16 protein-coding genes and 1 pseudogene are annotated in these 20,435 nt (G+C 72.4%); 16 read left to right on the forward strand and 1 reads right to left on the reverse strand.

The window, feature by feature from the left end:
• The 8 genes from C1I98_RS41420 to C1I98_RS15335 form a co-directional block, all read left to right on the forward strand.
• The coding region (locus tag C1I98_RS41420; protein WP_111168135.1) for a glycosyltransferase family 2 protein at window positions 1-1,478 on the forward strand (1,478 nt) is incomplete at its 5' end.
• Between the two features lie 23 nt (window positions 1,479-1,501).
• Window positions 1,502-2,146, forward strand: a complete 645-nt coding sequence (locus tag C1I98_RS40525; protein ID WP_146607455.1) for an anticodon-binding protein — start codon at window positions 1,502-1,504, stop codon at window positions 2,144-2,146.
• A gap of 33 nt (window positions 2,147-2,179) precedes the next feature.
• Window positions 2,180-2,953: a neutral zinc metallopeptidase gene (locus C1I98_RS15310; RefSeq protein WP_146607456.1), complete on the forward strand. Its 774-nt coding sequence runs from the start codon at window positions 2,180-2,182 to the stop codon at window positions 2,951-2,953.
• Between the two features lie 121 nt (window positions 2,954-3,074).
• A complete protein-coding gene (lysA, locus tag C1I98_RS15315) occupies window positions 3,075-4,472 on the forward strand; it encodes a diaminopimelate decarboxylase (RefSeq protein WP_438672083.1) in 1,398 nt (465 codons plus the stop codon).
• A complete protein-coding gene (locus C1I98_RS15320; protein WP_111168137.1) occupies window positions 4,469-5,764 on the forward strand; it encodes a homoserine dehydrogenase in 1,296 nt (431 codons plus the stop codon). The genes lysA and C1I98_RS15320 overlap by 4 nt, the downstream gene beginning before the upstream one ends.
• Before the next feature lie 421 nt (window positions 5,765-6,185).
• Window positions 6,186-7,406, forward strand: a complete 1,221-nt coding sequence (locus C1I98_RS15325; RefSeq protein WP_111168138.1) for a glycosyltransferase family 2 protein — start codon at window positions 6,186-6,188, stop codon at window positions 7,404-7,406.
• Window positions 7,403-9,070 carry a glycosyltransferase family 2 protein gene (locus C1I98_RS15330; RefSeq protein WP_111168139.1) on the forward strand — a complete coding sequence of 556 codons (1,668 nt, stop codon included), beginning with the start codon at window positions 7,403-7,405 and terminating at the stop codon, window positions 9,068-9,070. Before C1I98_RS15325 ends, C1I98_RS15330 begins: the two co-directional genes overlap by 4 nt.
• Window positions 9,067-10,059: a phosphotransferase family protein gene (locus tag C1I98_RS15335; RefSeq protein WP_111168140.1), complete on the forward strand. Its 993-nt coding sequence runs from the start codon at window positions 9,067-9,069 to the stop codon at window positions 10,057-10,059. Before C1I98_RS15330 ends, C1I98_RS15335 begins: the two co-directional genes overlap by 4 nt.
• An 8-nt stretch (window positions 10,060-10,067) precedes the next feature.
• Here C1I98_RS15335 and C1I98_RS15340 read toward each other — a convergent pair whose 3' ends face one another.
• Entirely contained in the window at window positions 10,068-11,645 is a 1,578-nt protein-coding gene (locus C1I98_RS15340; RefSeq protein WP_111168141.1) for a glycosyltransferase family 2 protein, read from the reverse strand.
• Window positions 11,646-11,763: 118 nt separating this feature from the next.
• Between C1I98_RS15340 and thrC the strand changes: the two genes are divergently transcribed.
• The 8 genes and pseudogenes from thrC to C1I98_RS40530 all read left to right on the forward strand — a co-directional run.
• A complete protein-coding gene (gene thrC / locus C1I98_RS15345; RefSeq protein WP_111168142.1) occupies window positions 11,764-12,822 on the forward strand; it encodes a threonine synthase in 1,059 nt (352 codons plus the stop codon).
• Window positions 12,823-12,891: 69 nt separating this feature from the next.
• Window positions 12,892-13,818: a homoserine kinase gene (thrB, locus tag C1I98_RS15350; protein ID WP_111168143.1), complete on the forward strand. Its 927-nt coding sequence runs from the start codon at window positions 12,892-12,894 to the stop codon at window positions 13,816-13,818.
• Between the two features lie 466 nt (window positions 13,819-14,284).
• Entirely contained in the window at window positions 14,285-16,282 is a 1,998-nt protein-coding gene (gene rho, locus C1I98_RS15355) for a transcription termination factor Rho (protein ID WP_111168144.1), read from the forward strand.
• 312 nt (window positions 16,283-16,594) lie between these two features.
• Window positions 16,595-16,813, forward strand: a complete 219-nt coding sequence (rpmE, locus tag C1I98_RS15360) for a 50S ribosomal protein L31 (RefSeq protein WP_111168145.1) — start codon at window positions 16,595-16,597, stop codon at window positions 16,811-16,813.
• A 107-nt stretch (window positions 16,814-16,920) separates the two neighbouring features.
• Entirely contained in the window at window positions 16,921-17,982 is a 1,062-nt protein-coding gene (gene prfA / locus C1I98_RS15365; protein ID WP_111168146.1) for a peptide chain release factor 1, read from the forward strand.
• A 43-nt stretch (window positions 17,983-18,025) separates the two neighbouring features.
• A complete protein-coding gene (gene prmC / locus C1I98_RS15370) occupies window positions 18,026-18,880 on the forward strand; it encodes a peptide chain release factor N(5)-glutamine methyltransferase (RefSeq protein ID WP_111168147.1) in 855 nt (284 codons plus the stop codon).
• A gap of 23 nt (window positions 18,881-18,903) precedes the next feature.
• Window positions 18,904-19,629, forward strand: coding sequence for an L-threonylcarbamoyladenylate synthase (locus C1I98_RS15375; RefSeq protein WP_111168150.1), 726 nt, complete (start codon window positions 18,904-18,906; stop codon window positions 19,627-19,629).
• Window positions 19,630-19,721: 92 nt separating this feature from the next.
• Window positions 19,722-20,435: pseudogene (locus C1I98_RS40530) on the forward strand (hypothetical protein); the annotation flags it as partial.

The raw sequence follows: 20,435 nt of genomic DNA on the forward strand, positions 1-20,435 counted from the left end.
GACCGGCCCCCGCCGTCCCCCAGACGGCCGAAGAGAAGCCGGGAGCCGCATTCCAGGCCAAGGAGTCCAGCCGGACCATCGAGGGCGCCTCCTTCAAGCTCAAGCCCTTCCGGGTGCCCACCGGGCCGAACACCCGCCCGCACCTGACCGCGGCGGTGATCGCCGATCCGCACGCCGAGGCGCTGCTGCGCTATGAGTGGCGCCAGACGGTCGGGTTCACCCCGCGCGACTTCGCCCGGGTGCTCGCCCAGGAGGTGCCGCACCTGCTGGTGGTCGAATCGGTCACCGGTGGACCATGGGCGGGGGAGGTCCGCGAGCCGGGCGAGGACCTGCGGGCCCTGCTCGCCTGGTGCTCCGAGCGCGGCACCCGCACGGTCTTCTGGCACACCGGCGGCGACGTGGCCGAGTTCCGGGAGGTGGCGTCGCTGTTCGAGTACGTCTTCACGGCGCTGCCCGAGGCGCTGCCCGCGTGGCGGTCGGCCCACCCCCGCGCGGGCGTGCTGCGGTACGCGATCCAGCCCCGTGTGCACAACCCGCTGCCGCTGGCAGGGGGGCGCTTCGACCGCGTGCTCACGCTGGCCGAGCTGCTGCCCGAGCACCTGACCTACCCCGACCTGCTCACCTCCTACCGCTGGCCCAAGGGCGTGTCGGTCCCGCCGGGCACCGAGCCCTGGCGGCTGGCCGAGATCGCCGCCTGCGCCACCCCGATCGGCAGCCTGCCCGACGACCGGCGCGCCCACGCGGCGATGCGCCAAGCGTACGCCGAGGGCACGATGACCGAGCGGCTGGACGACTTCCTTGAGGCCATCGGCCTGCCCGCCGCCCGCGCCACCCTGCACGTCTCGGTGATCGTGCCGCCGACCGGCGACCTTGAGCGCGCGCTCGCCCAGCTCGCCGGACAGGCCGGGGTCCGCCAGGCGGTACTTCTCGCGCCCGACGGCGACGTGGCCGCCAAGCGGGCGGGTGAACTGCTGCCCGGCTCCGTGGACGTGGTGGCCAGGACCGCCGACCCCCGGCTGAGCACCGGCGGCGCGCTGAACCGGGCGCTGGACCTGTGCGAGGGCGACCTGGTCGCGGTGATGGATTCGCGCGACCTGTACGGCGAGCACTACCTGAGCGACCTGAGCCGGGCCTTCCTCTACACCACGGCCGACGTGGTGGGGAAGGCGTCCTACTACGCCTACCTGGAGGACGCAGGGGCGGCGCTGCTGCGCCAGCCCGGCGCGGAGCACGCCTACCTGCCGGAGATCACCGGGGGGACGCTGCTGGCCCGCCGCACCGTGCTGCGCGGGCTGGGCATCGCCGACGTGGCGGAGGGCTGGGACGAGGTGCTGATGCGCCAGTGCCGCGCCGACAACATCCGGGTGTTCTCCTCGGACAGGTTCGGATACGTCCGGGTCCGCCGCGAGGACGCCTCGCTGCTGGCGTCGGCCCGGCTGGTGGAGTACGGCCCGGCGATCCCGCACGCGATGGCCTGAACACGCCGACTATCGTTTTCAGGGTGAGGATCGCCCTGCTGGCGCGGCTGCTCGGAGGTACGCCGCGGCCCTCGGGAAGCTGGGAGCGCGAGGCGGTCTACCTGGCCCCGGCCCCTGACCCGCTCGCGGCCGAGCGGTTGCGCGAAGTGGCCGGGATCGCCGGCGTACGGCCCGGCCCGGGCCGGCTGCTGGAGATCGTGGTGACGACGCCGGGCGAGATCGTCGCCGAGTTCCGGCCGGGGGCGCTGGGGCTGGACGCCTTCCAGGCCCGATGGCCGGATTTCCCGCGGACGTGGGACAACCCCGGCTTCGTCGTCCGTTACGCGCACGCGCGGGCGGTGGCCGCCGGACGCTGGGCGCGCGACCTCGGCGTGCCGCTCGGCGGCTTCCGCCCCGAGACGCTGTGCGGGGCGCTGGACCGGGCCGTGCTGCGGGTGCTGGCCGAGCTGCCCAGCAGGCGTGAACGCGCCCGGCCCGGCTGGGCGGGCTACCTGGAACGGCTGGCCCTGGCCTACCACGACGCGCACGAGGGGGCGCCCGCCGTACCGATGGGGGACCGGGCCGCCGAGCCCGTCCACACGGCCCGCGTACGGCTGGCCGGGGCGGTCCGCCTGATACTCGCCGAAGGGCTGGCCGCCAATGGACGAACAGCGCCCCACAGACTGTGATAAACCCTCCCGAGACGGAAAAAGGGAGTGGTGGTGGACGAAAAACGCGGGGTGATCAGGCGGTCACTACCGGCCGCCGCGGTGTTCGCGCTCGTGCTCGGTGCCCTCGCGTTCTTCTATCCCGATATCCGAGACGCCCTCGGCACCGCGCCCGGCTCCCCGAGGTCCGGAGCGGCGACCCACGCCCTGTACTCCACGCCCCCCGTGCCGAGCCGCTGCGAGTTACCCGATGACCGCGACGAGGACATCAGACGGACCCTGAACGCGCTGGCCCGCTGCCTGGACCGGATGTGGACGGCCTCCCTGCGGACCGCCGGCTACCACTACGAGCCGCCCAGCGAGGTCAACCTGGTCGAGACCCCCGGTGACGCCTCCTGCGGCCAGGGCGACGAGGGCTGGGCCGGCATCTACTGCCCCGAGTCCCGGTCGGTCAACGTGCTGCTCGACGCGAGCTGGGCCTTCTCCGACATGTTCACCCTGGCCCACGAGTACGCCCACCACGTACAGGAGATCAGCGGGATCGCCGACCAGCGCGGTTCGGAGATCTTCGACGAGGCGTGGTCGCGGCGGCTGGAGTTGCAGGCGGACTGCATGGCGGCGGCGGCCATGCGGGACGTCGATCCCGAGGCGCTGGCGATGGTGCGCGCGGCGGCGGGCTCGGCGGGGGCGGAGGACGAGGAGTGGGCGGCGCACCGCAAGACCCACGGCTCGGCGAAGAACAGCGCGGCGTGGATCGGCCGGGGCGAGCGGCTGGGCACGATCGGCGCGTGCAACACCTGGGCCGCGCCGGAGGATCAGGTGTCATAGCGAGTATTGAACGTGATTTATCCGCAAGTTCCGCTGATTTGGAGGATAAATTGCAGAGCATGTGTCTCGGAGAGTGGACAGGCGTGCCGATGGGATCAGCCGGTCCGATAGCCTCGATCGGGTGAGTCCCTTCGTCCACCCCGCAGGCGACCGGCATGCCGGGGCCCCGCCGTACGACCGCCCCGCCCACATGCCCGGCGACCCGGGTGAGCTGGCGCGCGGCCGCCTCGACCCGGCCATCTGGCCCCGCACCGCGGGGCGCGCCGACGGCGTGGTCACCGTCGGCGGCATCGACGTCCGCGACCTCGCCGCCCAGTACGGCACGCCGCTCTACGTGCTCGACGAAGACGACGTGCGCTCCCGCTGCCGCGAGTTCGTCGCCGCGTTCGGCGACAGCGACGTCCACTACGCGGGCAAGGCGTTCCTGTGCAGGGAGCTCGCCCGCTGGATCGACCAGGAGGGCCTGGGCCTCGACGTCTGCACCGGCGGCGAGCTGGCCGTCGCGCTCAGCGTGGGCTTCCCGCCCGAGCGCATCACCCTGCACGGCAACAACAAGACCGCCGCCGAGCTGGAGCGGGCGATCGAGGCCGGGGCCGGCCACATCGTCCTCGACTCCTTCGAGGAGATCGCCCGGCTGGGCCACCTGGCCGAGCGGCACGAGGCGCGGCCCACCGTGCTCATCCGGGTCACCACCGGTGTGGAGGCGCACACCCACGAGTTCATCGCCACCGCCCACGACGACCAGAAGTTCGGCTTCTCGCTGAACAGCGGGGCGGCCGCCGAGGCGGTCCGCCGGGTGCTCGCGCTGCCGCAGCTCAGGCTGGCCGGCCTGCACTCCCACATCGGCTCCCAGATCCTCGACTCCGCCGGCTTCGAGGTGGCCGCCCAGCGGCTGGCCGGGCTGCTGGTGCAGATCAAGCAGGAGCACGACGTGGTGCTGCCCGAGCTCGACCTCGGCGGCGGCTACGGCATCGCCTACACCGAGGCCGACGAGGCCCCGGGCGTCAAGGTCGTCGCCGACGCGCTGCGCGAGATCGTCGAGCGGGTCTGCACCGCCGCCGGGCTGCCGGTGCCCCGGCTGACCGTCGAGCCCGGCCGGGCGATCATCGGCCCCGCCGGCGTGACCCTCTACAACGTCGGCACGGTCAAGGACGTCGAGGGCCTGCGCACCTACGTCAGCGTGGACGGCGGGATGAGCGACAACATCCGCACCGCGCTGTACGGCGCCGAGTACACCTGCGTGCTGGCCTCCCGCACCAGCGAGGCCGCGCCCATGCTGTCCCGGGTCGTCGGCAAGCACTGCGAGAGCGGCGACATCGTGGTGCGCGACGCCTACCTGCCCGCCGACCTCGCGCCCGGCGACCTCATCGCGGTGGCCGCCACCGGCGCCTACTGCCGCTCGCTCGCCAGTAACTACAACTACCAGCCGAGGCCCGCCGTCGTCGCGGTCAAGGACGGCGCGTCACGAGTGATCGTGCGCGGGGAGACGGAAGAGGACCTGCTGAGGGGGCAACCGTGAAACCGCTGAAAGTGGCCCTGCTGGGCTGCGGCGTCGTCGGATCGCAGGTCGTACGGCTGATGCGGGAGCAGTCCGGCGACCTCGCCGCCAGGATCGGCGCCCCGCTGGAGCTGGCCGGGGTGGCCGTGCGCCGGTTGGGCCGCAAGCGCGACGCCGACGTCGAGCAGGGGCTGCTCACCACCGACGCCGAGGCCCTGGTCTCCCGCGACGACGTGGACATCGTGGTCGAGGTGATCGGCGGCATCGAGCCCGCCAGGTCGCTCATCACGACCGCGCTGCGCGGCGGCAAGTCCGTGGTGACCGCCAACAAGGCGCTGCTCGCCGAAGACGGCTCGGCCCTGTACGCCGCGGCCAGGCAGGGCGGCGGCGACCTCTACTTCGAGGCCAGCGTGGCGGGGGCGATCCCGCTGCTGCGCCCGCTGCGCGAGTCGCTGAGCGGCGACCACGTCCACCGCGTGCTCGGCATCGTCAACGGCACCACCAACTACATCCTCGACAAGATGGACTCCACGGGCGCGTCCTTCACCGACGCGCTGGAGGAGGCCCAGGCGCTCGGTTACGCCGAGGCCGACCCCACGGCCGACGTCGAGGGCTTCGACGCCGCGGCCAAGGCCGCCATCCTGGCCGGGCTGGCCTTCCACAGCCGGGTCACCGCGGCCGACGTCCACCGCGAGGGCATCACCGAGATCAGCGCCGCCGACGTCGCCAGCGCCAAGGCCATGGGTTATGTGATCAAGCTGCTGGCCATCTGCGCCCGCGCCGACGACGGCCGCACGGTCGGGGTCCGCGTGCATCCGGCCATGATCCCGAGGTCGCACCCGCTGGCCGGGGTCCGCGACGCCTACAACGCGGTCTTCGTCGAGGCGCGCTCGGCCGGCGAGCTGATGTTCTACGGCAAGGGCGCGGGCGGCGCCCCGACCGCCTCGGCCGTGCTCGGCGACCTGGTCGCGGTCGCCCGCAACCGGCTGGCCGGAGCGCACGGCCCCGACGAGTCCACCTACGCCGACCTCGCCGTCCACCCGATGGGCGACACCGTGACCCGCTACCACATCGCCCTCGACGTCGCCGACAAGCCGGGCGTGCTCGCGCGGGTGGCCGACATCTTCGCCAAGCACGATGTGTCCATCCAGACGGTCCGCCAGGAGGGCCACGGCGACGACGCGCAGCTCGTCCTGGTCTCCCACCGGGCCGCCGACGCCGCCCTGTCGGCCACCTTGAGCAGTCTGCGCGAGCTCGACATCGTCCGCGCGGTGGCGAGCGTGATGCGGGTGGAGGGCGACGAGTCGTCCTGAGCCCCGCCCGGGCGGGTGTGGCGGCATCTGGCCAGAAGCCCCGTGGGCGGCGGCTGAAGGGCACTACCCTACGGGATACGCGCACGTTCGGCGTCGGGTGACTCGTGCGCGGCACACCGATCGCGCACACAGGGAGAGGCCCGTGGCCAAGCCCGCTCCGGACTGCGGATGCTGCAACGGGACCGGCCAGCTCACCTACGAGAGACCGAAGCGGCAGCCGGACGGCTCCGTCATTTGGGTGAATTCATTGGAGAACTGCCACGTATGCCGGGGCAGCGGAAAGTGTAAATGACCGGCGCGCGGCCGGCCGGAGCGCACTCCCGGTGCTGACCTGTTGTCAGGGTTCGTGCCGGGAGAGCGCCCGCAATCGGTACGCTCGTTGGCGACCGCCCCGCGAATTACGGATGTGAACGAGTCCTGTATGAGTGTCGCGCCGGAATCATCCGCCGATCCAGCCACGCCGCGAGCGCCAGAGGAACGGGCCGGTCCGCGAGGATACGTCCGCACTCCCAGCGAGGGCGACGGAGTGCTGCGCTGGGCCGGTGAGCACTGGGTCGCCGGTGACCGTCCGCTGGGCCGGGTCGCGACCGCTTCGGACGCCGAGGCGCTGCGCCCGCTGCGCGGCCTGCGGGTCGAGTGGCCGGGTGAGTCGCCGGTCCCGCTCGCGCCCGTCCTCGACCTCGCCGCGGCCGGGGTGCCGCTGTTCGCCGCCGAGACGCCCGCCTGGGCCCGGGAGGCCGACTCCGGGCTCGCCGCCCTGCTCGCCGAATGGGACGGCTCGCGGCTCGCCGAGGGCCCTTCCGGCATCCGCTCGGTGGCCGACCTGCGCCGCGAGGAGCACAGCGTGCGGCTGCGGCGGCACGGGCTGCGCGCCCGTCGTACACCCGCCGACCGGCCGCCGACGGTCAGTGTCGTGATGTCGAGCATGCGCCCGCCCCACCTGGCCGGCGCGCTCGGCCAGATCGCCCGCCAGCGGCATGTGCGCGCCGAGGTCGTGCTCGGCCTGCACGGCGTGCCCGGTGGCCGTGACCACCCCGACGTACGCCGGGCGGCCGACGGCTTCGCGCTCCCGCTCACCGTGGTGGAGGCCGGCGCGGACCGGCCGTTCGGTGAGCTGCTGCATCTGGCGGCGGGCCGGGCCACCGGCGAGTACATCGCCAAGTGGGACGACGACGACTGGTACGGCCCTGAGCACCTGGCCGACCTGCTGCTCGCCAAGGAGTACTCGGGGGCCGACGTGGTCGGCGTGCCCCCGGAGTTCTTCTACCTGGAGCCGCTGCGCGCCACCGTCCGCAGGATCGACTACAGCAGCGAAGTGTGGAGTGATTACATCGCGGGCGGAACGATCCTGATGGATCGCGCGAAATATCAAGAATCCGGTGGTTTCAGCGCCCTGCCCAGCGCCGTGGACGCCGATCTCCTGAAACGAATCCACGCCGCGGGCGGCCGGATATACCGCACCCACGGACTCGGATACATGCTGCGCCGTTCACTGGCCGGCGACCACACCTGGCGGCTTTCCCTGGCCCATTTTCTGCGGGTAGCGGCAAACCAGTGGCGCGGATTCCGGCCCAGTATGATCATGGAGGCCGGCCCCGGCACCGGGCAGGGAGCGCTTGTGAGCGAAGTGAGCCGAACGTGACCGTCAGGATCAGGGGCAACGACTACACCGTGCTGCGCCCGCCCGCCATCGGGACCTGGACGCCCACGCTGACCGTCACGGTCGTGGTGCCGGCCTACAACGGACAGGACAAGCTCGACCTCGCGCTCGCGGGCCTGGCCGCCCAGACCTACCCGCAGGAGCTGCTGGAGGTCGTGGTGGTCGACAACGGCAGCGAGCCCGCCCTGCGGCTCGGCGGCATCCGCCCGGAGCTGACCCGGCTGGTCGGCTGCGAGACCCCCGGCAGGGCCGCCGCCCGCAACGCGGGCCTGGCCGCCGCCACCGGAGACGTCGTCCACTGGCTCGACTCCGACGTGGTGCTCGCCCCCGACGAGGTGGAGGCGCACCTGCGCTGGCACCACCTCGCCCCCTACCTGGTGGTCACCAGCCACCTGCGCTTCACCACCGCGCCGCTGCCCGAGCCGCGCGCGGTGGCCGCCGCCGCCGGGACGGGCGGCCTGGGCGTGCTGTTCGAGCCGGCCGAGCCGCACGAGTGGCTGGTCGATCTCGTGGAGCGCACCGGCGGCCTGGTACGCGACCCGCACCGGGCGTTCAGCCTGCACGTCGGCGGCGCGACGTCGGTCGGGGCGGCGCTGCTCAAGGCGGCGGGCCCGATGGACACCGAGCTGATCCTCGGCCAGGACACCGAGCTGGGCTACCGGCTGGGCCAGGCGGGCGCGGTGTTCGTGCCCGACCCGCAGGCCCGCGGCTACCACCTGGGCCCCTCCATGCGGATGCGCGACAAGGAGCCGATCGACCGGGTCAGCCACGCCTACATCGCCGACCGCATCCCCTCCTACCGCTGGCTGCGCACCCACCCGGGCAGGCAGTGGAAGGTCCCCTACATCCGGGCCACCGTCGAGCCCGGCGGCTACGACGACGTGCGCGCGACGGTGGACGCGCTGCTCGCGGGCACGATCCCCGACCTCGTGGTGGACCTGCCCGGCCCGTGGGCGCGGCTGGCCCCCGAGCGGCGGGCCCCGCTGACCGACCCCGATCTCGACCTGGTCCTGATCCAGGGGCACTACGCCCACGAGCCCCGGGTGCGCCTGGTCGGCCAGGAGCCCGAGCCCGACACCGCCGAGCCGTACCGGCTGCACCTGCCCGCCGGGTGGGCGCCCGGCGAGGACAGCCTGGCCAGATTGCTCGACCTGGCTTCCGAACAGGGCTACGGCCTGATCAACGTGCTGCTCGACGAGACCGCCGACGGCGTGGTGGCGGCCCGGTTGGAGCGCTCCGCCGCCTTCGCCAGGGCGCGGATCGTGGCCGAGCCCGGCGAGGACATCGACGACGCGGTGAACGACACCTTCGGGGTGCTCTGGGTGGACGCCGAGACCTACGGCTTCGCGTCCGCGGCGCAGGCCGCGCCCCCGGTCGGCCGGCGCGGCGCCTACCGGGCCCGCTCGGAGGCGGCGGCCGAGGTCGCCAAGCTGAAGAAGGAGGCCGAACGACTGCGCGGGCAGATCGCCAAGTGGCGCGATGAGTCGGGCCGCTGGCGCAAGGGCGCGGTCGAGTACCGCAGGGAGATCGGCACGCTGCGCCGTGAGCTGGCCGCGGCCAAGAAGGCCCAGCCGGTGCCGCGCACCGGGTTCGCCCGGGCGCTCAGGCGGGCGCTGTCCCGCCGTCGCCGCGGCAAGGAGGGGTGAGGCCGTTGCCGGAGGCGGCGGGCGCGCGCGAGGTGCAGAGCAGCCCGCGCTCCAGCGTGTGGCGGCTGGAGTACGGCGGGGCCGCCGTCGTGGTCAAGCAGGCCACCGGCGGCGACGACGCCCAGGCCAGGTTCGAGCGGGAGATCACCGCGCTGACCCTCGCCGCCAGGAGCGGCGGCGTGCCGCCGGTGGCCAGGGTCATCGCCTCCGACGCCGGATGCCGGGTCATGGTGCTGGAACACCTCGCCGAGGCGCCCGCCCCGGCCGACTGGGCGGTCCGTTACACCGACGCGCTCGCGCGGCTGCACGCCGCCACCGGCCCCGCCGACGCCGGCGCGCTGCCCAGGTGGCAGGGCCCCACGGAGGCCGACGCCGAGGCGTTCGCGGGCTTCGCCGGCGCGCTGGGCGTGCCGGTGCCCGCGCGGGCCCGCGCCGAGATCTCGGCGCTCGTCGAGCGGCTGGGCGCGGGCGATCACCACGCGCTGCTGCACGGCGACCCATGCCCCGACAACGTCATCGTGACCCGCCAGGGCCTGCGCTTCGTGGACCTGGAGCAGGCGTCGCTGGGCAACGGCCTGATGGAGCTGGCCTATCTGCGGACGGGCTTTCCGACCTGCTGGTGTGCGCTGGGCATCGCCCCGGCGATGCTCGCCGAGGCCGAGCGGCGCTACCGGGCGATCTGGCGCGTGCTGACCGGCACCGACGTTCAGGGGCGGCTCGCCGACGCCTGCGCGGGCTGGCTGCTGCGCGGTGACGCGCTGGTCGAACGGGCCCGCAGGCACACCACCGACCACCTCGCCGCCGTGCTGCGGGACGACTGGAGCTGGGGCGTGGCCGGCGCGCGAGAACGGCTCGCGCACCGGCTCGGCGTGGTCGCCGCGGCGGAGGAGCCCGATCTGGCCGCGCTGGCCGCCCTGGCCGGAGCGGTACGCGAGCGCATGCTCACCCGCTGGCCCGGCCTTGCCCCACTGCCCCCGACACGGCCCTGAGCCCGAGGTCAGTCGCCGGAACGGCCGCGGCCGGTCAGGCGGCCGAGCAGTGACACGCTCCGCGGCCGGGAGGGCTGTGCGGGCGCTGCCTGGGCCGGTTTGCGGGGTTCTGCCGCGGGCGTAGCGGGTTTCTTCTTGGGCGCGGGCCAGAAGTCGGCGTGCTCGCCCTTGACCACCCCGTGGGTGGCCTCGATCAGCTCGTCCCTGTGATCGGCGGCGAGCCGGCCCGCCGTGGCCAGCTCACCGAGCGGCACGCCCGGGTTGGCCAGCAGCAACGCCCGGCTCAGCGCCTCGGTGCGCTCCAGGCGGGCGGTTCCGCCGGAGGGAAGATCCACCAGAACCAGGCCCGGCCGGTGCTCCTGCATGGCCTCGATCATCAGGCGCAGCGTGTCGCGGCCGAGCGGCGCCTCCACCGGGCCGGTGTACCTGAAGGGGATCGGCGCGGGGGAGGGCGGCACGGTGTCGGCCAGGCGCACCCGGTCATCGCCCGCGAAGTGCTCGCTCATCAGGCGCAGGTCCAGGTCGGGATCGCGGAGCACGGGCCGCCGCACGCCGGTCAACCGCGACCAGGGCGCGACCACCGTCACCACCACGTCGCCGACGCTGCCGGTCAGTGCCGCGCCCACGGCGGCCCGCACGGTCTCCTCCGCCGCGCCGCCGACCTCCAGCACCACCTCCACGTACTGCACGCGCCACCGCCGCCCCGCGTCCTTGCGCAGGTCGCGGCGGAGTGGGATGCGCTGGGCCAGGTATGGCGAGACCACTCGGACCGCCAGGTCGCGTTCCAGCTTCTGGGCCGGCAGCCCCAGATGGACCGCCTGGGCCAGCGGATCGGGGACGAACACGGCCCCGGCCTGGGCGAGCCGGTAGGCGAACTCGGTGTCCTCGCCGCGCGGTACGCCCGCGTCGATGCCGCCGGCGGCGCGGAACAACTCGCGGTGCAGGCACAGCGTGGGGCCCGTGCAGCAGTGGTAGGGGTTGCGGCTGGCGCGCAGGCCGTCCAGGCGCTCGATCGTCGCCTCGGTCGAACTCGGCACCGCCGCCGCCAGGTCGAACAGCGTGCCCAGCCCGCCGCCCGACACACCGTCGCGTACCCGGGCCGCGGAAAGCCCCTCGGGCTCGGCCAGAAACCGCTTGTAGCCGATCGTGACCGCGTAGTCGGTCAGGTGGTGCCAGCGGGCCAGCGCCTCGATGTGCTCGCGGCAGACCACCATGTCGGCGTCCAGGCGCTGGAGCAGCGTGCCCTCGGCGACCGCAGCCCCGGTGTTGACCGCGTGCCCGATGCCCCAGCCCGACGGGTCGGCGGTGACGATCCGCGTGCCGGGCGGCGCGATCTCCGGCAGGCGCAGCGGCGGGTCGCTGCCGTCGTCCACCATGATGACCTCGAGCAGGTGCGCGGGGTAGGTCTGCGCGGCCAGCGCGGCCAGGGTGAGATCGAGGCGGCTCTGCCCTCCGTGGGCCGGTATGACGACGCTCACCGGCAGCGACGGCGTGAAGGCCCCCAGGCCGGGCGGGGTGAGCGGGGAGTGGTCGTTGCGCCGGATCCGCGGACGGTCGCCCGGCGCCCCGTGATGTTCACCCGTCATGTCAGAAGACCCTATCGCGACCGCGTCTTCACCTCGTAGGAGCGGGATCGCGTCCGCAGGTCAGGCCGGTTGCCCGTAAACTCGGTGCTCGACACCGCAAGGCTGCCTAGGAGCGATCATGACCAGGGTGTGGCGTGGACTCATCGAGGAGTACCGTGACCGGCTTCCGGTGACCACGGCGACGCCGGTCGTCACGCTGCTGGAGGGGGGCACGCCGCTGGTCCCCGCGCGCAGGGTCTCCGCGCTGACCGGCTGCGAGGTCCACCTGAAGGTCGAAGGGCTCAACCCGACGGGGAGCTTCAAAGACCGCGGCATGACCATGGCGATCAGCAAGGCGGTCGAGGCCGGGGCCAAGGCGGTGATCTGCGCCTCCACCGGCAACACCTCCGCCTCCGCCGCCGCCTACGCCGTCCGCGCGGGGCTGACCTGCGCCGTCCTGGTGCCACGCGGCAAGATCGCGATGGGCAAGCTGGCCCAGGCGCTGGTCCACGGGGCCAAGCTGCTCCAGGTCGACGGCTCCTTCGACGACTGCCTGGAGATGACCAGGAAGCTCTCGGAGAGCTACCCGATCGCGCTGGTCAACTCGGTCAACCCGTACCGGCTCCAGGGCCAGAAGACCGCGGCCTTCGAGATCGTGGACGCGCTCGGCGACGCGCCCGACGTACACTGCCTGCCGGTGGGCAACGCGGGCAACATCTGCGCCTACTGGATGGGCTACAAGGAATACTCCGCCGACGGGCCCGCCACCAAGACTCCGCGGATGCTGGGGTTCCAGGCGAGCGGGGCCGCGCCGATCGTGAAGGGCGCGCCGGTGACCCACCCGCACACGATCGCCACCGCGATCCGGATCGGCAACCCCGCCTCCTGGCGGCTCGCCGAGGCGGCCCGCGACGAGTCCGGCGGCGCGATCCAGGCGGTGACCGACCGGCAGATCGCCGCGGCCTACAAGCTGCTCGCCCAGGAGGAGGGCGTGTTCGTGGAGCTGGCCTCGGCGGCGAGCGTCGCCGGGCTGCTCCAGGCGCGTGAGCAGGGGTTGGTGCAAGATGGTCAGCGGGTGGTGTGTACGGTCACCGGTAACGGCCTGAAGGACCCCGACTGGGCGATCTCCGGAGCCCCGGCCCCGGTGACGATCTCGATCGACGCGCACGCCGCCGCGATGGCGCTCGAACTCGCCTGAAGCCGGGGACGGCGCTGCGCCATCCGGCCCGACACCCCAGACACCGAACGCTTCTTCCGAAGGTGGCCCATGCCCGACAGCACGACGGTCGTCGTTCGCGTGCCCGCGACTTCGGCCAACCTCGGCCCCGGCTTCGACTCGCTGGGCCTCGCGCTCGGCCTGTACGACGAGGTCACGGCGGCCTTGTCGGGGGAGAGCACGCAGGTGGAGGTCACCGGCGAGGGGGAGGGGGAGCTCGACCTCGGCGACGGCCATCTCGTCGTGCGGGCCATGCGCGCGGCGTTCGGCCGGATGGGGGTGGAGCAGCCGCCGGGCGTACGGCTGCGCTGTCACAACCGCATTCCGCACGCGCGGGGGCTCGGTTCGTCATCGGCGGCCATCTGCGCGGGCCTGCTGGCCGCGCGGGCGCTCGCCGGCGACGCCTCCGGGGCCGCGGCGTTCCCGGATGAGGAGGTGTTCGCGCTGGCCACCGAGCTGGAGGGCCATCCCGACAACGTGGCCCCCTGCCTGGCCGGCGGACTCACCATCGCCTGGAGCGACCAGGAGGGGATCGCGCGTATGGTGAAGCTGACGCCGCACGCCGCGATCCGGCCCGTGGCGTTCATCCCCGCACACCGGCTGTCCACCGACGTGGCGCGGGGCTACCTGCCGAAGGACGTACCGCACGCCGACGCCTCCGCCAACGCGGGGCGCGCGGCGCTGCTGGTGGCCGCGATGACCACGCGACCGGAGACCCCGGTGCTGCTCGCCGCGACCGAAGACCGGCTGCACCAGCGATACCGCGCGCCTGCAATGCCCCAGACCGCGAGTCTGGTAAAACGGCTCCGCGCAATCGGAGTTCCCGCGGTCGTCTCCGGGGCGGGTCCGACGATTCTGGCGTTTCCGACACCGGAGGCGCAGGATTCGATCGCGTCTGAAGTGGGTATCGACTGGCACATCCAGCCACTGGACGTCGATACCGACGGTGCCAGAGTCCAGTTTCCCGAGACACGCTGATGCCTCTTCGACCTTCAGGGAATAGCCGTGTGCGCTGGTGATGTTAGGCTTATAGCCGCACCAGATGCCCCCATGATGGGTGCGTGCTTGTCAGCCTCACATCGCTGCGTCATGCTCCACCTCGTCAGAAGTGGGCAGCATACCCTCTCTGAATGCGCCGTTGCCGGTTGCTCCACATCCGGCATACGCCGTGAAGGGCGGCGCACGCGGGGATATGCGGGCTCCAACCATCTCGATGACATCTGGTTGGCGGTAACAATCCGGGGGGTGGCCTCCAGGCCCCCATCGTCGGCGAGTCCCGGCGATGACGGCGTGGGCGCACCTGTCCCCGACACTGGCAACCGCTCTTCGGGGCGGCCAAGGAACGCAACGTGCACCCCGATCCGGCCAGTCCCGCCGGATCGATCGCACCTCCGGGACGGTCGGCAGATAGCCGCCGACGCCCGACCCCTGGGAAGGACCCTTAGTGAGCGACACCACCGAACTCCTCACCGACACCGGCTCACCTGAGCAGTCGGCGGCCGGCGACACCCCCACTCGCGCCGCGGCACGGCCGCGCCGTCGCTCCGGCACCGGCCTGTCCGCCATGGTGCTCCCCGAGCTGCAGAAGCTCGCGTCGAGCCTCGGCATCAGCGGGACCGGGCGGATGCGTAAGAGCCAGCTCATCGCGGCCATCCAGGAGAAGCAGGGCGTTTCCGCGGACGGCGCGGCCCAGACGTCCGACGCCAAGCCCGCCACCTCCGCGCCGGCCCCTGTCGCCGCGGACCCCGAGCCCCAGCCCGAGCGGCCCGCGCGCACCCGCCGGGTGCGCACCCGCACCGGCGCGGCCGAGAGCGCGGGCGCGCCCGCCGCCGACCAGCCGACGCTGCCCGAGGCCGCGGCCCAGGCCGCCGAGCCCGCGGTGGCGTCCGCCCCGCCGGTGACCGAGCAGCCCGCCGAGCAGGGCCAGCAGGACGGCAAGCCCGAGCGCGGCGAGGGACGCCGCGAGCGTGGCGAGCGCCGCAGCCGCCGCGAGCGCGGCGACAGCAGGGAGCAGCGCACCACCGACGGCGGCCAGGGCCGCGACCAGGCGCGCGGCGGCGACCAGCGCGACCGTGGCGACCAGCGGGACGGCGGCCGTGACCAGCGCGGCGACCAGGGCGGCCGCGATCAGCGCGACCGTGGCGACCAGCGCGACCGCGACCAGCGTGATCGCGACCGTGACCGCGACCAGCGCGACGGCGGCCAGGACGACGACGGCCGCCGCGGCCGGCGCGGCCGGTTCAGGGAGCGCAACCGCCGCGGCCGTGACCGCTTCGACAGCAACGAGCCGGTGATCGGCGAGGACGACGTGCTGATCCCGATCGCCGGGATCCTCGACATCCTTGACAACTACGCCTTCGTGCGCACGACCGGCTACCTGCCCGGCGCCAACGACGTCTACGTGTCGCTGGCCCAGATCCGCAGGAACGGCCTGCGCAAGGGCGACGTGATCACCGGCGCGGTACGCCAGCCGCGCGAGGGCGAGCGGCGCGAGAAGTTCAACGCGCTCGTCCGCCTCGACACGGTCAACGGCATGGACCCCGACCAGGCCCGTAACCGCCAGGACTTCAACAAGCTCACCCCGCTCTACCCGCAGGAGCGCCTGCGTCTGGAGACCGAGCCCAACATCCTGACCACGCGGATCATCGACCTGGTCTCGCCGATCGGCAAGGGCCAGCGCGGCCTCATCGCCTCCCCGCCCAAGGCGGGCAAGACGATGGTGCTCCAGGCCATCGCCAACGCCATCACCAGGAACAACCCCGAGTGCCACCTCATGGTCGTCCTCGTGGACGAGCGTCCTGAAGAGGTCACCGACATGCAGCGGTCGGTCAAGGGCGAGGTCATCCACTCGACCTTCGATCGTCCCGCCGAAGACCACACCACCGTCGCCGAGCTGGCCATCGAGCGGGCCAAGCGGCTGGTGGAGCTGGGCCACGACGTCGTGGTGCTGCTCGACTCGATCACCCGCCTGGGCCGCGCCTACAACCTCGCGGCGCCCGCCAGCGGCCGGATCCTGTCCGGTGGTGTCGACTCCACGGCTCTCTACCCGCCCAAGCGGTTCTTCGGCGCCGCCCGCAACATCGAGAACGGCGGCTCGCTGACCATCCTGGCCACCGGCCTGGTCGAGACCGGCTCCAAGATGGACGAGGTCATCTTCGAGGAGTTCAAGGGCACCGGCAACATGGAGCTCAAGCTCAGCCGGTCCCTGGCCGACAAGCGGATCTTCCCCGCGGTGGACGTCGACGCGTCCAGCACCCGTAAGGAGGAGATCCTGATGGCCAAGGACGAGCTGCAGATCGTCTGGAAGCTGCGGCGGGTGCTGCACGCGCTGGACATGCAGCAGGCCCTGGAGCTCCTGCTGGAGAAGATGAAGGAGACCAAGTCCAACGCGGAGTTCCTGCTCCAGGTCCAGAAGACGACCGTGAGCAACGACCGCGACTGACGAGCCCTGTGCTCATGTACGGCGGGCCCGCGCGGCCCGCCGTACTCATCGGACCGGAGCGGGCGGAAGCAGCGCGCAGGGCGCTCTGCGGGCCGCTCTCGGGCATGCCCGAGAGCCCCGACCGGCCCCGATGACCCCGGGAATTTCCGATGGCCCGGGAAGGTTGCAGGATCTGGCACACTGGAACCCGAACCGCAGCGGTACCGGTTCCCGCCCGCGCGCATTTCCCGGTGTGCGGCGCGCGCACCCCGTCCGGGGTGAGGCGAAGGCAAAACGGCGACCCGGCGACCGCCACATGCGAGAGGAAGCGACATGAAGCGCGACATTCACCCTGAGTACAACGTCACCCAGGTGAGCTGCACCTGTGGCAACTCCTTCACCACCCGCAGCACCGCCAAGAACGGTGTGATCCACACCGACGTGTGTTCCGAGTGCCACCCGTTCTACACGGGCAAGCAGAAGATCCTCGACACCGGCGGCCGGGTGGCGCGCTTCGAGAAGCGCTTCGGGAAGAAGACCGCGGGCAAGTAGCCAACGACCAGCGCCGGCTCGGAATCACCCCCTCGTCCGACGGGGGTGTGCCCGGGTCGGCGTTCTTGCTGGTCGGGGTTTTCGCAGGATGGTGAAGGGATCACGCGGTGAAGCTGGACGAACTGCTCAAGGAGTACGCCGAGCTGGAGGCCATGCTCGCCGATCCCGCCGTGCACGCCGACCAGAACAAGGCGCGCACGATCGGCAGGCGTTACGCGCAGTTGAGCCCCATCGTGGCCACCTACCGCGAGCTTGAGGCGGTGCGCGACGACCTCGGCACCGCCAGGGAGCTGGCCGGGGAGGACCCGGCGTTCGCGGTGGAGGCCGAGGAGCTGGCGGCGCGGGTGCCCGCGCTGGAAGAACGCCTCAAGCACCTGCTCATCCCGCGTGACCCCAACGACACCAAGGACATCCTGATGGAGATCAAGGCGGGCGAGGGCGGCGAGGAGTCGGCCCTGTTCGCGGGCGACCTCCTGCGGATGTACCTCCGGTACGCCGAGCGGGCCGGCTGGAAGACCGAGATCATCGACTCCCAGCCGTCCGACCTCGGCGGCTACAAGGACGTCACGGTCGCCATCAAGTCCAAGGGCGACGAGGGCGTGTGGTCGCGGCTGAAGTTCGAGGGCGGCGTGCACCGCGTCCAGCGGGTCCCCGCCACCGAGTCGCAGGGGCGCATCCACACCAGCGCCGCCGGGGTGCTCGTCTACCCCGAGGTCGAGGAGGTCGACGTCCAGATCGACCCCAACGACCTGCGCATCGACGTCTTCCGCAGCGGCGGGCCCGGCGGGCAGAGCGTCAACACCACCGACTCGGCGGTGCGCATCACCCACCTGCCGACCGGGGTCGTGGTCTCCTGCCAGAACGAGAAGAGCCAGCTCCAGAACAAGGAGACCGCGATGCGCGTGCTCCGTGCCCGGTTGCAGGCCATCGCCGAGGAGGAGGCCGCCGCCGAAGCCGCGGCCGAGCGCAAGTCGCAGGTCCGCACCGTCGACCGGTCCGAGCGGATCCGCACCTACAACTTCCCGGAGAACCGCATCTCCGACCACCGGGTCGGCTTCAAGGCGTATAACCTCGATCACGTCCTGGACGGTGAGCTGTCCGCGGTGATCCAGGCGTTGCTCGACGCCGAGACCGCGGAAAAGCTCGCCTCCCACTCCTCAACATCCTGATCCGCCGACCACCGAACCCCGGCCTGCCCCAAGACCTCATGTCATGAGCCTCCTCCTGGACGAGATCGCCCTCGCCACCGCCCGGCTGGCCGAAGCCGGAGTGCCCTCGCCGCGCACCGACGCCGAGGAGATCGCGGCCTTCGTCCATGGTGTGCGCCGCGGTGAGCTGCACACCGTCAAGGACTCGGAGTTCGACGCGCTGTTCTGGGAGGGCATCGCGCGCCGCGAGGCCCGTGAGCCGTTGCAGCACATCACCGGCCGGGCCTACTTCCGCTATCTGTCCCTGGAGGTCGGTCCCGGCGTCTTCGTGCCGCGCCCGGAGACCGAGGTCGTCGTCGGCTGGGCCATCGACCGGCTGCGCGAGATGGACGTCGCCTCCCCGACCGTCGTGGACCTCGGCACCGGCTCGGGCGTGATCGCGCTGTCCATCGCCCAGGAGGTCGCGCTGGCCAGGGTACACGCCGTGGAGATCGACCCGGAGGCGTACGGCTGGGCCAAGCGCAACATCTCCGAGCTGGGGCAGGGCCGGGTCACCCTGCATCCGGAAGACCTCGCCGAGGCCCTGGGGGAGCTGGACGGCCGGGTCGATCTGGTCATCTCCAACCCGCCCTACATCCCGCCCGGCGCGATCCCCCGGCATCCTGAGGTCCGTGACTACGATCCGGCGCTGGCGCTGTACGGCTCGGGCGCCGACGGTCTCGACCAGGTCCGCGCGGTCGAGCGCACGGCCCGGCGACTGCTGCGGCCCGGCGGGTTCGTCGTGGTCGAACACGCCGACGTGCAGGGCTCGGCGGTGTATCTCATCTTCCGTGAGGAGAACGGCTGGCGCGACGTACGCGTCCAGCAGGACCTGACCCGCAGGGACCGCTTCGTGACCGCCCGCTTCGGCCAGGAGTGAGCGGCAGTGAAAGGATGCTGACTGTGAGCCGAAGTTACGACTGCGCCGACGCCGAGCAACGGGCCGCCGGCCTGGCCGACGCGGCGTCCACCCTGCGCATGAGCCAGCTCGTGGTGCTGCCCACCGACACGGTGTACGGCATCGGCTGCGACGCCTTCGTCCAGTCCGCGGTCAACGCGCTGCTGGCGGCCAAGGGCCGGGGCCGGGACATACCGGTGCCGGTGCTGGTGGGCACCGTCCGGGCGGCCACCGCCCTGGTGGAGAACCTCGGGCCGTACGGGCAGGACCTCATTGATGCGTTCTGGCCGGGGCCGCTGACGCTGATCTGCCGGGCCAACCGTTCCCTGTCCTGGGATCTCGGCGACACCAAGGGCACGGTGGCGCTGCGCATGCCGTTGCACGCGGTGGCCCTCGACCTGCTGAAGGACATCGGCCCGATGGCGGTCAGCAGCGCCAACCGCTTCGGGCAGGAGCCGGCGACCACGGTCGAGGAGGCCGGGAAGCAGCTCGGCGAGGCGGCGGAGGTGTACCTCGACGACGGGCCGTGCACGGACCGGGTTCCGTCCACGATCGTCGATCTCACCAGCGCGGTACCGCGGCTGCTGCGGCGCGGGGTGATCAGCGAGGACAAGCTGCGCGCGGTCGCCGGATACATCGCCACCGACGGCGCCCCGCAGCCGGCGGCCTCGGGTTTCGAGCCCGACCCCAAGCCGGAGAGCGCGGCGAAGGCGGATCCCGACCAGGATTGATCGGTTATACCTCGTCCTGATCCCTAGGACGGACGGCCTGTGCCCGGGTACGGTAAGTGGGCGGCCGATATCCTTCCCCCCGGGAGACGCGCATGGGCAAGTTCGAGGGCATGGATCCCAAGCTCGTCCGTCAGTTACTGACCGAGGTGGAGCGCGCTGCCGAGCGAATGCGCTCCACGGAGGGCCAGGTCACCCGCCTGGTGAGTGCGGCGGGCGTGCCTGCTCAGGCGAGCCATCGCCCGGTCCAGATCGCCGACGCCTGCGAGCGGATGGTGACCGACGTCAACTCGCGGCTCACGGTCTTGGAGAAGAAGGAGAAACAGCAGGAGGGCCCGCCCCCCGGCGGCGGCCCGGAGCTGACCCAGGACGTCCCGCCCCCGGCGCGCGACGACCCCGAGCCCAAGCAGCAGGACCAGCCGAAGGGCGACAAGACCGACGAGCCTCGGCAGGACCACCCCAAGCAGGACGATCCCAAACAGGATCAGCCCAGGGACGAGCAGCCCAAGGGCGATGACCCCAAGGGTGAGAAGCCCGACGAGCCCAAACAGGACGACCCGAAGCAGGACGATCCCAAGCAGGATCAGCCCAGGGACGAGCAGCCGCAGGAAGAGCAGCCCAAGGACGAACGTCCCAAGGACGACCAGCCGAAGGGCGAGCGGCCCGATGGGCAGCCGGAGGGCGACAAACCGGACCAGCCGCAGCCCGACGGCGAGGACCCGAAGGACGAGCACCCGAAGGACGAACAGCCCAAGGACCGCGATCCTCGGTCTCCGGAGTCCCCTGAGTCCCCTGAGTCCCCTGAGTCC

Source organism: Spongiactinospora gelatinilytica (assembly GCF_003236385.1).
Lineage (GTDB): Bacteria > Actinomycetota > Actinomycetes > Streptosporangiales > Streptosporangiaceae > Spongiactinospora > Spongiactinospora gelatinilytica.

Coding starts and splice junctions, on each gene's coding strand:
- C1I98_RS15325 (WP_111168138.1), top strand. CDS start 6,186: ATGAGTGTCGCGCCGGAATCATCCGCCGATCCAGCCACGCCGCGAGCG.
- C1I98_RS15340 (WP_111168141.1), bottom strand. CDS start 11,645: ATGACGGGTGAACATCACGGGGCGCCGGGCGACCGTCCGCGGATCCGG.
- thrC (WP_111168142.1), top strand. CDS start 11,764: ATGACCAGGGTGTGGCGTGGACTCATCGAGGAGTACCGTGACCGGCTT.
- thrB (WP_111168143.1), top strand. CDS start 12,892: ATGCCCGACAGCACGACGGTCGTCGTTCGCGTGCCCGCGACTTCGGCC.
- rpmE (WP_111168145.1), top strand. CDS start 16,595: ATGAAGCGCGACATTCACCCTGAGTACAACGTCACCCAGGTGAGCTGC.
- prmC (WP_111168147.1), top strand. CDS start 18,026: ATGAGCCTCCTCCTGGACGAGATCGCCCTCGCCACCGCCCGGCTGGCC.